We start from the raw sequence: 15,212 nt of genomic DNA on the forward strand, positions 1-15,212 counted from the left end.
GCGCGGGCCGATGCGGCGCAATCACGGCAAGTCGTCAGAATTCATGGGGCCCCTCCAATTGCGGATGGCAATCGGCTCTCTGCTCATCGATGAGGCAGGCGCCCGATAAAGAACTGGGGGCCGGGACCCCTGCATGGTCCCGGCCCCCAGCGACGTGGCGCGCGTCTGGGCAGTATTTCGTCGGGCTCAGACGAACAAGAAGTCGTGGCTCGTCAGGCTGGAGACATAGACGTTCTTCAGCAGGATCGAATCATTGGCCGAGAACGTGATGAGCGCGTTCGTGCCGGACTGCGTCATTTGCAGGTGACTGTAGTCCGCGGCGAGCAGCTTCGAGATCTGGACCACGTCGTGAGTTGCGCCATCGCCGGCCTGGAAATTGAGGATCTGGTCCTGGCCGTGATCGTAAGCCACCGTTGTTGCGCTGGGTGCCGCCGAGAATACGTCGTTGCCGGCGCCGCCGTGGATCGTTACGCCGCTGGCGACGGCCGTGACGTTGTGGGTGCCGTCGGTCTTGGTCTGATCGAAGAATTGGAGTGCGCTGGCGGAGTTGTAATTCTCGTGCTGCGTGGTGCCGGTCTGTCCGTTGAAGTTGAACAGGAAGACGTCCTTCGATCCGTCGGCGTTGTTGGCGATCTCCTGGGTCTTGTTGCCGGCGCTGTTGTAGATGTCGGTCAGCTTGCTGCCGTCGTCGTGGATGACCTGGGTATAGTCCAGGGTGCCGTCGGCGTGGGTCCGGGTGAGCTCGACCATCTTGCCCGAGGCATCGAGGTGTTGATGCTGGGTGGTGTAGGACTGCCCGGTGATGTTGTAATTCCAGTTGTCCGACGTGCCATCCGCATTCTTGATATAGGCAGCGCTCTTCACGCCGCTGTTGTAGACGGTCGTGGAGCTGTAACCATCGCTCTTGGTCGTCACCTCGCTGGTGATGACGCCGTTGGCGTCGTACCAGTCGGAGGTTTTGGTGCCGTCGGCGCTCTGCACCAGCGTGAAGGCCAGGCTGTTGTCGGCGTGGGTGCGAACGATATCGGTGAGGAAGCCGGTCGAATCGTAGCTGTCGTGCTCGTTCGTATAGGTCTGCCCGACGATGTTGAACTGGAAGACGTCCTTCGACCCATCGGCGTGGTAGTCGGTCTCCGTCTTCTTGACGCCGGCCGTATCGTAGTTGGTGACCACGCTGCTGCCGTCGTCGTTGACGACCTGAGTGTAGTCGAGCGAGCCGTCGGCGTGCCAGCGGGTCACCTCCGTCGTTTGGCCGGTCGGATCGAGGTGCTGGTACTGCGTAGTGTAGCTCTGGCCGGTGATGTTGTAGCTATAGTTGTCGTGACTCATGTCGGCGTTGGTGATGTAAGCCGCCGTCTTCACGCCATTGGTGTAGACCGTGGTCGCGCTGTAGCCGCTCGGCTTCTGGAGCACCTCGCTGGTGAGGACGCCGTTGGCGTCGTACCAGTCCGTGGTCTTGGTCCCATCGGCGCTCTGCACCAGCTTGAACGCCATGCTGCCGTCGGCGTGCTTGCGGATCAGCGTGGTGAGGAAGCCGGTCGCATCGTAGATGTCGTGCTCGGTCGTGTAGGTCTGGCCGGTGATGTTGAAGAGGAAAACGTCCTTGCTGCCATCGGCGTGATAGTCGGTTTCCTTCGTCCGCGTTCCCGCAGCGTCATAGTTGGTGACGACGCTGCTGCCGTCGCTGTTAATGACCTGGGTATAGTCGAGCGTGCCGTCGGCATGCTTGCGGGTCACGGCGGTGACCTTGCCGGACGGATCGACGTGCTGGATCAACGTGGTGTAGCTCTGGCCGGTGATGCCAAAGGCGTAATTGTCCTGGCTGCCATCGGCATTCTTGACATAGGTGTTGGTCTTGACGCCGTTGCTGTAGACCGTCGTCGAGGTATAGCCGTCCGCCTTCTGCACGACTTCGCTGGTGAGGCTGCCGGCGGCATTGTACCAATCGGTCGTCTTGGTGCCGTCAGGCGTCTGGACCAGCTTGAAGGCGAGGCTGCCGTCGCCGTGCAGCCGCGTCAGGCTGGTGAGGAAGCCAGTCGAATTGTAGACGTCGTGCTCGGTCGCGTAGCTCTGTCCCGTGATGTTGTAGGTCCAGACGTCCTTGCTGTGATCGGCATGATAGGCCGTCTCGACCAGCTTGACGCCCGTGGCGCTATAGGTGGTGATCACGCTGCTGCCGTCGCTGTTGTAGACTTGTGTCGAATCCAGCGAGCCGTCGGCATGGCTGCGTGTCACCGAGGTGACCTTCCCGGACGCATCGAGATGCTGAACCTGGGTGGTGAAGCTCTTGCCGGTGATGCCGTAGGTATAGTTGTCCTGCGAGCCGTCGGCATTCTTGACGTAGGCGGCCGTCTTCACGCCGCTTGTGTAGAGCGTGGTGGAGTAATAGCCGTCGGACTTCTGGACGACTTCGCTCAGGAGGACTCCGGTGGTGTTGTAGGTGTCGGTGGTCCTGGTTGCGTCGGTGCCGACATGAACGAATTTCGTCTGCACGCCATTGGTGTAGCTGATCAGGTCCTTGGAGCCGTCGGTGTAGGCGACGGTGGTCGAGGTCGGCTGTCCACTCGAATTCAGGCCGGTATCCGATTTCGACAGAAGCGTTCCGCTGGCGCTATAGGTCTTCGTGTTGCTCCAGGTCGCGGCCGCATTCGTCACCGAAAACGAGTATCCGCCCTGGATCTTGGAGAGAGCGTTGCCGTAGTGGGCGATCATGTAGTCCATGGTCGCCTTCGAGGCGACCGGCAGCACGTGGGAGTCGGTCAGCGTGATGGTCTGCAGCGCGGTCGACTCGCTCAGGTCGGACAGTTGCGGTACGATCTCGGCAGCCGTGCCGGTGATGCTGGTCCGGGTGTCCGGCGGAGTCGAAGTGGTCGGGGGCGCGTCGATCTCGATGATCAGCGGGTGATCGCTGACCGGGATGGTGATCGTGCTGACGTCGGTGTAGCTGGCGATCGCCGTGGTTCCCGTCAACGTGTCATACACCTTCACCGAATGATGCACGCCACCGAGGTTCACCGTGACGGTCTCGGTCGGATTGGAGATCTCGGTGTCGTTGGCGTCCTTCCAGAGCTTCGGCTCAGCCCACACGACGAGCTCGTAAGCGCCGTTGCTCTTGCCGAGCACCATGCTGTTGCCCGAGGCCGGCATGTTGCTCAGGGTGTAGTTCAACGGATCAGTCGGCTGCAGGCCGCCCTTGCCGTCGTCGGCCAGAATGGTCGTCAGGTTGTGAATGGCCGTCGCGGCGAGCTTCGGCGTCCCGTCGGAGTTGAACAGTCCGAAATTGGCTTCGGGATTGGTATTGCCGGCGGACGAGTCACGGTCGAACAGTTCGTAGAGATAAGTCGCGCTGACGCCGGCCTTGTAGGCATCAGTCAGCGTGTTCAGGATCGATTTGGCCTGCACCGTCTCGTTGACGCCGAGATACTGGGTGTTGGCTTGCGTGGTGTAGCCGGTTTCCGTGATGACGACGGGCTTGCCGGGCGCCGCCGCCATGACGGCGCTCAGCGTTGCCGCAATGGAGCTGCTCGGATTGAGGCTGGTGCTGACATAGGCGTGGGCGTTGGCGTAGTCGACAGAGCCCGACATGTTGCCGAGCTGGCTGTAGCCTTGCGGGTCGTTGTAGGCCAGTGACAGATTGTAGACGGGGATGCTGCCGAGCGCGGCGTTGGCATTGACGGCCTGATAGAGCGCGCTCTGGAACTGAGCCGCGGCCGTGAGGCTCGAGCTGCCATTGTAGCTGAAGGGCTGGTGATTGGCTTCGTTGAGCCCCTCGATGGCGCTGATGCTGCCCGCATGGTTCGTCACGAATTTCTGGAGCGAGGCGATGTAGTTCTGCAGCCCGACCGTGCCTGTCTGGGGCAGGGCGGACGACACTAGGAAGTCGAATTTGTAGCCGGCAGCGGCTAGACCGTCGACGACGGGCTGCGCGGCCGGGCTGGTCCCCATCGCGTCGCGGAGATGGGTGACACCGAGATACTCGAGGTCATCGACCATCAGCGCGAGATTGTTGTAGCCGGTCCACCCGAAGCCGGCGTGCGTGTTGACGCCGATGGAGTTGATGAAGCCGCTGGCGGACAGGATGGTCTGGTCTGACATTGCACACTCGAGTTTTTCAGCGCGAACAAAATTGCTCGCAGGGATTTGCGGTCAAGCTTCTGTGTCGAGTGTGAATTTCAGATAAAAATAGAAGCTACAAATCGCGAGCGAAGTGGGGTTCCTTGTGCAGGAACAGATTCGCTCTTTGCAGCAGAATACGAATGCGATGCCGGGGCAGGATGACGTGAGGAAGGCGCTTTCGTGATTTTCACCAATTGCGCTGCTGAATATATGTGCGCGTGCCCTTGCGAGAACGCTTCGGCTTGAGCGTGCCACACGCGTCGTGGTGCTCGGAGTTGCGGCCAGTGAAGCCTACCCGAGTCTCCGTCTTCACTACCGGACTGCACAGGAAGCCGGCAGATGCCGTTTTTGTCGGCGAGCAATTTAATAGATTTGACCGCTTTGGTTGTGTCCGTAGAATCCCGGGGCATGACTCATTCGGTTGGGCCAGAAGACGTAACGGTTCCGTGCAGGAACTGCAGCCCCTCGTCCCATGGCTCAGCCGTTCACTCGGTGTGATGGCGTCGTGGCTCGCGACGAACTAGCCGCGGCGGGCCAGCAGCAGAAAATCTCCACGCCACCCGATGATTGCCGTCGCAATCGCGGCGATCACGATCTTGCCGGCGAGCCATGTCGCGGGCTCCGTCGGCATCGAGCCGAGCGATCCGATCAGGATTGCGGCCAAGAATGCCTGCATGACCAACGGCCAGCGCGGGAATGCCTCGAACCGCAGGGTCGGACCGAGCGCGATCAGGATCGTTGCGAGGGTGGCGAGCGAAGCGCAGCCGACTGCATGTCGCGGCGACAGGCCGGCCCATACCGCGACCAGCGCGACGGCTGCGACGATCGCGAGCTGGCCGGCCGCGACGAGCACGAGCCTGGTTGCGAGCTTCTCCAGGTGTGGAACCACCGCGATGGTGGCCTGGAGATGTGTGTGCAGGAAATAGAAGGCGGCTACCGTGGGGGCCGTCGCCAGGAAGCCGTCAAGGCTCTCCCGCGGCACCAGGATACGGGCTGCATCCGGAATGAAGCCGACCAGGCCGCCGAGCAGCACGAGGGTCGTGCAGATCATGAATTCGAACATCCGCCGCGCCGATTGAACCGACTTCACGGCGGTCCCGTGTTCGAAGTCCTTGACCAATTCGGGATAGCTCACGGTGTGGATTGCGGCGTTGAGGACCCAGAACGGACGCTGCAGCAGGTCGAGCGCGATCGAAAATCCGGCACCGGCACCCGTTGCGCCCAGCCGGCCGATGATGATGACACGGAGCAGCACCGGCACCGACAAATGGATGACGGAGGCGCCCGCCGCGAGCATGCCGTAGCGGGCGAAGGTCTTCCAGTCGGTCAGCATCGCCTGCAACGAGGCGCGCTCCAGCGGCGTGCGATACGAGACGAGGCCGGCGACGAGCCCCAGCATGTGACCCGACGCAATCCCGAGCAGGGCAGCTTCAGCCGTCCCCGAAATCGTTCCTCCCGCGGCGGCCCCGGCCAGAAGCGCGGTGGCACGCAGCGCAAGAAGAGAGGACGCGACCCCCAGCCGGTCGGACAGACGGACCGACAGGAGGTAGAGATCCGTCAAGCCCTGAAGCACGGATATGCCCAGTCCTAGCGCGATAATCCCTGTCGGGAGCGCGCTGGCCACGGATGCGCAGCTCCCGACCACGACGAGCGCGCCCGCGCTCGACAGGCCTGCTGCAAACAGCGACCACCTCAGCCGGGCCGCTTCGTTCTCCCCGGCTGCGGCCAGAAAGCGCAGTCCGGCGAGTTGCAGCCACTCGAACATCAGCACGCAGAGCAATTGGCTCGAGGCCAGCGCGAGCGAAAAGCTGGTGTAGTCGGCAGCGGGCAATAGATGGCTGATCGCGAAGATCAGGATGATCGCCGCGGCGCTCTGATAGACGTAGCCCGCCATCGCGAGGAGGCGTGTCATCGCGGAATGAGGCGCTCCTTGCCGACGACCGCCGCTCCCTGCGGCGCTTCGGTTGTGGCCGCGCGCAGGTGCGACATCCGCTGTTCGCGCAATTGTTCATACAGGTTCTTGTATGAAGACAGCACGTCGGAAAATATCCACTTGTTGGTATCGGCGATGAGGCGCCGGCTGATCTCGTCGATCTTGTGCGGATCGGCTGCGACCGCGAGCATGCTCTTGGCCAGGGATTGCGGATCGGCTCCAGTCAGCCAGCCCGTGATGCCGTGCTCGATGACCTCGGGCATGCCGCCAAAGCGCGTTCCGAGCAGCGGCCTGCCGGCCGCCTTGGCGTCGGCGACGACGAGCGGGCCGGGGTCGTGCCAGATCGACGGGGCGATCACCACGTCCACTTGCTTGTAGAAATCGTCGGGCACCACGAAGCCCATGAACTCGATCCGCGCATCCGGCGCGAGCGTCCTGAGGCGTCGTTGCTCCTCGTCGCTGACACGGCCGGCGATCAACATGCGGATGCGATCCGGGGGCAGCAGAGCCAGCGCCCGCATCAAATTGTCGATGCCTTTTTCCTCCGTGAGGCGGCCGATGAACCCGAACGTCACTTCCGTGGTGCAGACCGGACGAGGATAGGGCTCGCGCGGCGGCTCGGTGGAGGCGTTGCGGATCACGGTGCGGATCGGCGTCTCCGAGAACATGCCCATGTCGGTATGAATGGACAGGACGCGCTCGCTCACGCCGACCACGGCACTGAGCCAATGCGTGGCACGCCTGCGATGAAAGGTCAGAATTCCGCAGCTCGTGCAGGTGTGCTCGCAGGACCGTCCCTTCTCGAATCGCGAGCAGCGCGGGCAGGTCAGATAATAGTCGTGAAGCGTATGGAGCACGGGAACGCCGAGCTGGGCGGCAACGCGCCAGATCGCGGTGGTGAGGCCCGACAAATTGTTGGAGTGCAACACGTCCGGCTTGAAAGCCCGGATGCGCTCCGCAATCAAGGGGGCCTGCATCTGCCAGTCGTCGACCGCATGCCAGATGCTGCGCAGCGCGACGTTCTTCTGCTCCGTGAAGGGCATGTAGATGTTCTGCACCGGCGCGGAATAGACGTTGATGCCGTTGCAGCTTTCGCGCGCCTGCTCGGGCGAGGATGCGGCCCGGATCACTTCCACTTCGTCACCGCGCTGTACCAGGCCTTCGGCGAAACGCCGCGCGAAGATCTCTGCGCCGCCGACGATCTTTGGGGCCCGAGGCGTTGGATAAAGCGTGGATGTCAAAAGAACTTTCATCGCGTCAACCTCATGTCTGCAAAAAAAATCGCGTCTACCGCGCCGGCCTTATCTCCAGGGCGGGAACGGCACTGTCATTGGCTGCAATCAGGACCGGTGTGCTCGAGACGGGGATCCAGACCCCGGACGCAGCCTTTGCCGTCTGGTCGCACGGCATCGCAAAGCTCGCGCCTGGTTGGTCGCCCTTGAGCCGGATTTCGTAGCGTCGGTCCGGAGCCTCGGACCAGACCGCAACTCTGCCGCCGGAAGCCGTTGATGCATTGATCGACACGACCCCGCTGGCGAGCTCGCGTCGTTCGGCACTCAGGCTGGAGCGAACGAAGGCCCAGGCGCCCTGGGCGGCACAGGCAACCGGCTTCGGCGAATTGTCGAAACGATAGAGCCCGAAATTGTCCTCCAGTTCCGATGGATTCTTTCCACTGTCCTTGAGCTCGTAGAGCCACATGCCCTTGAGCCAGCGCGTCGCGGTCGCTGCCCACAAGATGAGCTGCGCCGTATTGTCGGCCTGGGCCTGCTCGCTGACGCCGCATTTGTTGGTCGCCGTGGTCCAGCCTGTCTCGGTGACATAGATCGGAAAATCGGGGTTTCCGCTCGCCTGGCCGACGAGACGGTGAAACGCCGTGACCCGGTCGATGATCTCGGCCGAGGTGCGTTTGCTCGGGCCCATGCAGAAATTGTAGAGGTGGATCGAGGCGCCGTCCGCGTACTGAAGGATGCCGGTCCGCAGCATCTTCTCCGTCCATGTCCAGCCCGGATCGTCACCGAGAGCTCCGACCAGGAAAGGCGCATTCGGCGCGACCCGCTTGACCGCTGGCCGCGCGACTTGTGCGAGCGCCAGATAGTTTTCGGGTGAGAATGCGGCATCCTTCTTCGCCGCCAGATTCCATTCGTTCCAGAGCTCGAAAAGTGGATGCTGCGCCACGACCGATTGCGCTGCCGCAGCAGCATAGTCGGCAAACCGCTGTCGCGCTTCATCGGTCGTCGGTGGCGACGAATTCGGCACCAGATGGTGGCCGAACGCGAGGATCAGAAGGGGACGCGCGACGCCGGATCTGACTTGCGTCTCGAGCCTGCCGAGCCTGGGCGTAAACCCCATCCGGCGTCCGCCCACCTCGAAATCGGACCAGGGAAAATCGTCGCGGAAAGCGTTGAGGCCGAGTTGCTTGATCTGCGCGACGTTCTCCGAAGGCACGTATCCGCGCGCGCTCACCGGACCACCCAGCCCCTGATGCGTGCCGACCCCCAGCAGGAATCGGGCATCGAGCGGTTGAGCCTGCTGCGCGCAGACGGAAACCGGCAGGAAAATGGATGCGATGAGGCTCGCAAGGCGGAAGCTGCCGCGAACCAAGGTGCGTGGGAGCGGTAGAGCCATCAGAAATTCTTGGAGAGATCCGATTGCAGTGCCGCCTTCGCCTCGACCGGCGTCCGGTCGTCATGCAGGAGCTCGGCATAGACCTGCTGCAACTGTCCATGCGTCTTCTGAACGTCATAAAGCTGCTTGAACCGGTCGTAGCCGCGCTGTCCCAGTACCTTGAGATCGAAATCGAGCGCTCGCCGGAAACCATCAACGAGCGGCTGAACGGCGACGGGCTCGCAAAGCACGCCGGTGACGCCGTCGACGACGATCTCGGGCAACGCGCCGCTGCGGAATGCCAGGATGGGTTTTGCGGCGCGCATCGCTTCCAGGGCAACGAGGCCAAAGGCCTCCCATCGTGACGGGATCACGACGAGATCGGCGGCCTCGAGCTGGGTCTCGATGGTCGGGCGGTCGAGCCAGCCCAGTAGCGACACGTTGGACGGGACGCTCGGGCCTTCGTACTTGTTGACGACGGAGGCGCCGATCATGCGGATATCAAGCACATCTTCGAGCGTGCGCGCCGCTTCGATCAGGAGATCGAATCCCTTCTGGCGGTCCAGGCGTCCGATGAAGAGGACCTTGACCTTCTTGGAGGTCCAGTCCGCCGCGACGGGCTGCGGCGTGCGGCTCTTCGAGATGCCGTTATGAACGAGGGTAAGACGGTCAGCCGGAATTCCCGCGCGGATCGCTTCGTTGAACTCGTCGCCGGAGATGCAGATGATTCGGTCCGACGTTCGAGCGAGAAGGTTCTCCGCCGCCTTTGTCACCACATGACTGAGGCGGCCGGTCTCGCGCGTAAATGCCCAGCCGTGCGGGCAATAAACCACGCGCGGACCGTCCGAGCGGGCCGCAAGCGCGGGGCGGAGCACGAGGCCTGCAAACGAAGAATGCAGATGCACCACGTCCGGCTTGAAGGCATCGAGTGCCTGCATGCTCGCGCGAAACATCTGGAATAGTCCGGCGACGCTGCGGCCGGATCGTTCGAACGTCGTAATCTGGTTGTCATCGACCGCGGGAAGATCGCGGCGATGATCCGAGGGCACGACATAGTGCACGTTCTCGGCGCCGAAACTGGCCTGTTGCTGCGGATGCAACTCGTTCAGGTAGCTCGCAATCCCGCCCCGAATCGTCTCGGCGATGTGCAGCACTTTCATCGTTTGCCTTGCATAAGGCTGCGTCGGAGAGCCGGACATCCTGTATCCCTGTTCTGTGTTCGCTAGTGCGAGATACAGTTCCTCGAATACGTAGCGATAATGGGGCAGCGATGTGGTGATGTTGCGCCACGCCCTACGCATGCTTGAAGTCGTTACAAAAACAAAAAAGTTTCATGGAACTATACAACGGCCCGCGAGTTGCGAGACGTTTGTGCGGGAGCTTTTGCACGCGATAGGCGAGTTGCGTCCAAATTTCATGCCGCGCTGGCGACATTCGCCGGACCTGCGAGATGATCGAGCAGAGCCTTTGCCGATTTCTTCCACGAATAGAATGCAACGCGATCCTGCTGCCTCATGCGTTCCTGATCAGAGATGGCGCCGGTTGCCAATCTTTCGAGCATGAGCTGCTTCAGCGCTTCGGCATCGCTGGCGCGAAAATACGCAGCTGCATCCCCACAGGTCTCAACGACCGCATCGGCGGTCGAGGCGATGACCGGACAGCCGAAGATCATGGCTTCGAGCGGCGGCACGCCAAACCCCTCGTAGAGCGAGGGGAACACGAATGCCGATGCATGCGCATAGAGCGCCGCGATCTCGCCGTCCGTCAGACGTCCGGCCAGCAGCAGGCCGGAAGCCCCGTCGCCAGAATTGTCCTGAAAGACCTTGCTGTTGTCGCCGCCGACAATGACCAGCGGAACGTCGGCCCGATCAAGCAATTGGACGGCGCGGATCGCGACGGAGAGATTCTTGTTCTTGGTCCTCGAGCCCACATAGAGGAAGAATTTCTGTGGCTGAATCCCAAGTCTGGCGATGATGCCGGGATCAGGCTTCGTCTTGGCGAAATGTTCTGCGCTGTTGGGGAAGACCGGGATTCCCGTTGCCGACAGATTCAGCACCTCGGCAAGCTCTTTGCGCGAAAAAGCCGACACGGTTGCGATGCCTGCATGTCGGGCGAGCAGCCGGCCCATCGTGCGGTGAACCGCCAGATAGCGCCAGTTGAAGAAGTCGGGCCTGCGAAAGACCTGTGCGTCGTGGATCACGACAATGTGGTCGCGATGGAACACTGGGCCGGAATTGGCCAGACTGATCAAGCGGCCGCCCGCAGCGGCGCGGGCCAGATCGATTTGATCCCAGGCGTGCCCGCGCAAGCGGCCGACGGTGCGAATCTTGATTCGCTCGAGGTGAAGGTCTTCGCTTGCATCCACGGGCGTCAGCAACTGCCAGTCTGCGTTCCGCAGCGAGGCGGGCGTTTGCTCCGACGCCAGCTGCGCGTCGATCGACTTGACGATTTCGGCGGCATAACGCTGAACGCCGGTGAGTTTTTGCGACAGAAAGCGGCCGTTGATGAAGAATTTCAATTGGCTACCAGAATTGTTCTCGGGGATCCGGGCCGCGTTTCCGAAAAAGCTGGCGGCGGACGAACTGCAAAGGAGCAACCGTTAGGTACAGAAATATGACGCAGCTCTGCAGGGCGCTGAGGCGCCCGCTGCATGGCTGGCGCCGCCTTGCTGCATGTGAGGTCGCGGTGTAGATGTCGCGCATGAGCGATGACAGCCACTCCCTCCGCAGCGGCGGGCTCACCGCAACCGTCAAGGCGCACGGAGCCGAGCTGTGCTCGCTGAAGGACGGGGGCGGCGTCGAGTTCGTCTGGCAGGCGGGGCCGGAATGGCCGCGCCATGCGCCGTTGCTGTTTCCGATCGTCGGGCGCCTCGCCAAGGACGAGTTGCGGCACCGGGGCAAGACGTATCGGATGACCCAGCACGGCTTTGCGCGCGACAGCCGCTTTGCGTGGGCGGAGCGCGGCGAGAGCCGCTGCACGCTGGTGCTCGAAGACAGCGAGACGACGCGCGCGCTCTATCCGTTCGCGTTCCGGCTGACCGCAATTTATACGCTTGATGATGCCGGCCTCGACCTGACGCTCGTGATCGCCAACACCGGCAAGGAGACATTGCCGGCGTCGATCGGCGGTCATCCCGCCTTCAACTGGCCGCTACAGCCGGGACTTGCCAAGGAGAGCTACGCGCTGACCTTCGCGGGCGCGGAGTCGTCTCCCGTCCGCCGTCTCGAGGGCGGATTGCTGCGGCCGGCAACGGAGCCGAGCCCGGTCAAAGGTGCGGTGCTTCCCTTGTCCGAATCCCTGTTCACCGACGACGCCGTCATTTTCGACCGGATCGAGAGCAATGCGGCCCGCTATGCCGCGTCCAGCGGCCCCTGGTTGAAAATGTCCTGGCGCGGCTTTCGTGAACTCGGCGTCTGGTCGAAACCATCGGGCGCGCCATTCCTCTGCATCGAGCCCTGGCGCGGTTATGCCAGTCCCGCCGGCCTCGACGGCGAGTTCAGTGACAAGCCGGGCCTGATGCTCATCGCGCCGGGCGCGGAAGAGAGCTTGTCGTTCCGGATCGAGGTCGGATCGTCCTGAGCTCGAAGGCGAGCTGATTGATGGCCCTCAGACCTCGATCCGCGTGAGATCCTCGCCGAGTACGACCGGCCCCGCATAGTCCTGCCTGACATCCGCAAGCAGCGCGTCCAGCATGGCATCGTCTGTGCGCGGCCGGTGGTGGGTCAGCGCGAGCTTCTTGACGCCGGCCTTGGCCGCGATCTTGCCGACGGTATCGCCGCAGGCGATGGTGAATTGCGCAAGGCGGCGCAGGTGCTCGTTGTTGATCTCCGGCGTCGCGAGAAAGCAGCACTGAACCAGCAGGTCGGCTCCCTGCGCCAGCCGCTCGAGCCCGGGGCAGGGGACAGTGTCGCCGGAAATCGCAACGACCTTGCCCTCCGCTTCGAAACGGTAACCGAGACACATCCAGCGTGCGAGGAAGGCGGGCGGCATGTCGAGGCCGTCGCCATGCGAGACCAGCTCGGCGCTGATCTTCCAGCGCCCAGTGTCGAGAACGGGACCCGGTACGATGTCCGTTGCGACGACAGGTTTCCAGCCGCCGAAGGTCGGCTCGCCCTTATCGCGCCAGGTGATGTCCTTGTCGTAGACCTGCGTGACCAGCGTGTGGACGAGCCGTTCGGTATCCGGCGGTCCATAGATGCGCAGCTCGTCCTTGCGCCCGTACATCCATGAATTCAGCATCACATCGTAGAGGTCGCCGATGTGGTCGAAATGATGGTGCGTGAGAAAGACCGTGTTGATGGCGCCGAGCGGAACGCCCGCCTTGCTGAGCTGCACCATGACGCCGCGGCCGGCGTCGAACAGGATATTCTCGTCGCCGAGCCTGATCAGCGTGGTCGTTGCCATGCGGCGCGGGTCAGGGCGCGGGCCGCCGGTGCCGAGCAGTATGACCTCCATGGTGGCCACTCCAGCGTGAAGATTCTTCACAGTAGATATGAAGGCGGCAATGAAGCAAGCCGCATCAGGCCGGCAGGGACGGAGCAGGGGCGTTCAGCGCATGCCGGCCGCGGTAGCGGCAATGGTCGGCCGGAGGCTTGATCGGCCCGGTCCCGCGGTTGTCAGGCGATGCGCCAGGTTCTGCGCGTGCCGTTCGACCAGATGCCATGTCGCGCGCGCGACGAGATAGCTCAGCGCGGCGGTGACGACATAGGCCATGAGCAGCGAGACCAGTCCATCGGCGACCGGCCAGAGCTGACGCAGCCCGTAGATCACCGCGAAGTGCGACAGATACATCGAATAGGAGTTGCGGCCGAGCGCCTCGAGCGGCTGTAAGCGGATGGCAAGCTTGATGCAGCCGGCCACCAGCGCGCCGAGCACGAGGTTGATCATCAGATAGTTGAATTCATGGGAGCCGGTCGCGCGGTCGGCCGCAAAGGACAGCGCGATGAAGACGGCGTAGATCGCGGCGTCGGACTTGGTGAAGCCGTCACGCAGCGCGAAGAACAGCGCGCATCCGATCAGGAAGACCGGCAGCTGGTTCAGGAAGCTGATGTGGAGCGTGGTCCAGACGAATGCCTCGTGGCCGGGGCCGTAATAGGCCGAGAACAGCGCGAAGGCCCACGGCTTGAACAGGATGACATTGATGAGATGCAGCACGATCGCCAGCGCAACATAGAGATGGCGGCGCGACCCGAATGCAGTGATCAGAAGCGGGAAGACGAGATAGAAGGTCATCTCCGCCGCGATCGACCAGTCGCCCGGCACCACGCTGTTGACGCTGTCCGGCCAGAAGCCGTGCAGGAATGTCGCGGTCAGGATCACTTGAACCGGCCCGATGCCATTGGGCGCGTTGGCGCTCGGTGCGGTGCCGTTGATGGCGAGGTAGACCGGGATCGCCAGCCAGAACAGCGGCGCGATGCGCAGGAAGCGCCGGATGTAGAATTTGCCGGTCGCATTCGTCTCGCCGCTGCGCTGCGTCCACATCAGGCACATCGTCATGGCGCTGACGAAGTAGAACACGTTGACGCCGGTCCAGCCGCACATGAAGGCGAAATCGACCGCGTGGATGTTTGACGGAAATGCCTGCGAGACGTGGATTGCCATCACCCCGGCAATGGCAAGGCCCCGCAGGACATCGAGCGTGTGCGAACGGGCGAACGGCGCCGTGCCTTGCTCGGTTCGACCGGCAGCCAACCGGGCCTGCCCCTGCATTACGCCTGCTCCGTGGTTTCGCATCTTGCAGGCGGGACAATAGGGGCGCGGCCGGGCTTTCCGAAGCCGAAGGCCCTTTTTACGTTAACTGGCGGTTGAGTCCGATGCCGAATGTCCGGGATTGGGCTTTCGCGACCCCCGGGCAGGGCCATCCTGCGCTATGATGCGCAGATTGAGAATTGTGGGCCAATTCATACTTAATGGTTGAAGATCATGAGCAATATTGTTTGCGCGTCGCAACGCGCCTAATATTCCGGCGGCTAATTTCGGGGGCTCGAACAAGTCGTGAATGTACGTTCACATGACGGCGCATTGCGCGGCGAGATGGATCGCCAGGTCGGGTCGCAGGCACACAGGATACCCAAGACCGTGGTTGATTCCGCACGTCAGGAAGTGCGTCCCGCCGGCCGCGAGCGGCTGATCGTCGTCGAGGACGATCCGGTGACGCGGACCATGCTGGTCGGCTATTTCAGCGAGAACAATTTCGACGTGGTCGGCGCCGGCTCCTGCGCGGAATGCCGCCAGGCGCTGCGCGCGCGCACCGATCTCGTCTTCCTCGACCTGCAGCTGCCCGACGGCGACGGCTTCGAGCTCGCCAAGGAGATCCAGGCGACCAGCAACGCCGGCATCATCTTCGTGACGCGCCGCGACACCGACGTCGATCGCATCCTCGGCCTCGAGATTGCCGGCGATCACTATGTCACCAAGCCGATCAATCTGCGCGACCTGCTCGCGCGCGCACGCAGCGTGCTGCGGCGGCGCTCGCTCGACCGCAAGGCGGCGCGCAACCACAATTCGATCGCCTTCGGCGACTGGATCATCGACCTGACCCGGCGCGAATTGCTCGGTA

11 protein-coding genes are annotated in these 15,212 nt (G+C 62.8%); 3 read left to right on the forward strand and 8 right to left on the reverse strand.

What is annotated here, in order from left to right; genetic code table 11:
- Positions 1 to 186 precede the first annotated feature (186 nt).
- From MOV74_RS05515 to MOV74_RS05540, 6 genes are all read right to left on the reverse strand, one after another.
- Complete coding sequence (locus MOV74_RS05515) at positions 187 to 4,095, reverse strand: RHS repeat protein (RefSeq protein ID WP_246918902.1); 3,909 nt, start codon at positions 4,093 to 4,095, stop codon at positions 187 to 189.
- 541 nt (positions 4,096 to 4,636) lie between these two features.
- On the reverse strand, positions 4,637 to 6,028 hold the full coding sequence (locus MOV74_RS05520) for a hypothetical protein (RefSeq protein ID WP_246918904.1): 1,392 nt from the start codon (positions 6,026 to 6,028) through the stop codon (positions 4,637 to 4,639).
- The gene (locus tag MOV74_RS05525) at positions 6,025 to 7,302 is read right to left on the reverse strand and encodes a glycosyltransferase family 4 protein (RefSeq protein ID WP_246918906.1); all 1,278 of its coding nucleotides are present in this window, start codon (positions 7,300 to 7,302) and stop codon (positions 6,025 to 6,027) included. The genes MOV74_RS05520 and MOV74_RS05525 overlap by 4 nt, the downstream gene beginning before the upstream one ends.
- A 34-nt stretch (positions 7,303 to 7,336) precedes the next feature.
- Positions 7,337 to 8,674, reverse strand: a complete 1,338-nt coding sequence (locus MOV74_RS05530; protein WP_246918908.1) for a hypothetical protein — start codon at positions 8,672 to 8,674, stop codon at positions 7,337 to 7,339.
- Complete coding sequence (locus tag MOV74_RS05535) at positions 8,674 to 9,813, reverse strand: glycosyltransferase (protein WP_246918910.1); 1,140 nt, start codon at positions 9,811 to 9,813, stop codon at positions 8,674 to 8,676. The genes MOV74_RS05530 and MOV74_RS05535 overlap by 1 nt, the downstream gene beginning before the upstream one ends.
- A gap of 254 nt (positions 9,814 to 10,067) precedes the next feature.
- Positions 10,068 to 10,742, reverse strand: a complete 675-nt coding sequence (locus MOV74_RS05540; protein ID WP_246918912.1) for a glycosyltransferase family 1 protein — start codon at positions 10,740 to 10,742, stop codon at positions 10,068 to 10,070.
- Between the two features lie 15 nt (positions 10,743 to 10,757).
- On the opposite strand from MOV74_RS05540, the gene MOV74_RS05545 reads away from it, so the two are divergent.
- Both MOV74_RS05545 and MOV74_RS05550 read left to right on the forward strand, forming a co-directional pair.
- Positions 10,758 to 11,270, forward strand: coding sequence for a hypothetical protein (locus MOV74_RS05545; protein ID WP_246918914.1), 513 nt, complete (start codon positions 10,758 to 10,760; stop codon positions 11,268 to 11,270).
- 83 nt (positions 11,271 to 11,353) lie between these two features.
- Positions 11,354 to 12,232 (forward strand): aldose 1-epimerase family protein, encoded by an 879-nt coding sequence (locus MOV74_RS05550; RefSeq protein ID WP_246918916.1) that lies wholly within the window; start codon positions 11,354 to 11,356, stop codon positions 12,230 to 12,232.
- A gap of 27 nt (positions 12,233 to 12,259) precedes the next feature.
- Here the strand turns inward: MOV74_RS05550 and MOV74_RS05555 are convergent, their stop codons facing one another.
- A complete protein-coding gene (locus tag MOV74_RS05555; protein ID WP_246918918.1) occupies positions 12,260 to 13,108 on the reverse strand; it encodes an MBL fold metallo-hydrolase in 849 nt (282 codons plus the stop codon).
- Positions 13,109 to 13,201: 93 nt separating this feature from the next.
- Entirely contained in the window at positions 13,202 to 14,362 is a 1,161-nt protein-coding gene (locus tag MOV74_RS05560) for an acyltransferase (RefSeq protein WP_246918920.1), read from the reverse strand.
- A 285-nt stretch (positions 14,363 to 14,647) separates the two neighbouring features.
- Here MOV74_RS05560 and MOV74_RS05565 point away from each other — a divergent pair.
- Positions 14,648 to 15,212: response regulator (locus MOV74_RS05565; RefSeq protein ID WP_246918922.1), on the forward strand; the 565-nt coding region annotated here is incomplete at its 3' end.

It is taken from the genome of Bradyrhizobium sp. SHOUNA76, from assembly GCF_023006445.1.
Lineage (GTDB): Bacteria > Pseudomonadota > Alphaproteobacteria > Rhizobiales > Xanthobacteraceae > Bradyrhizobium.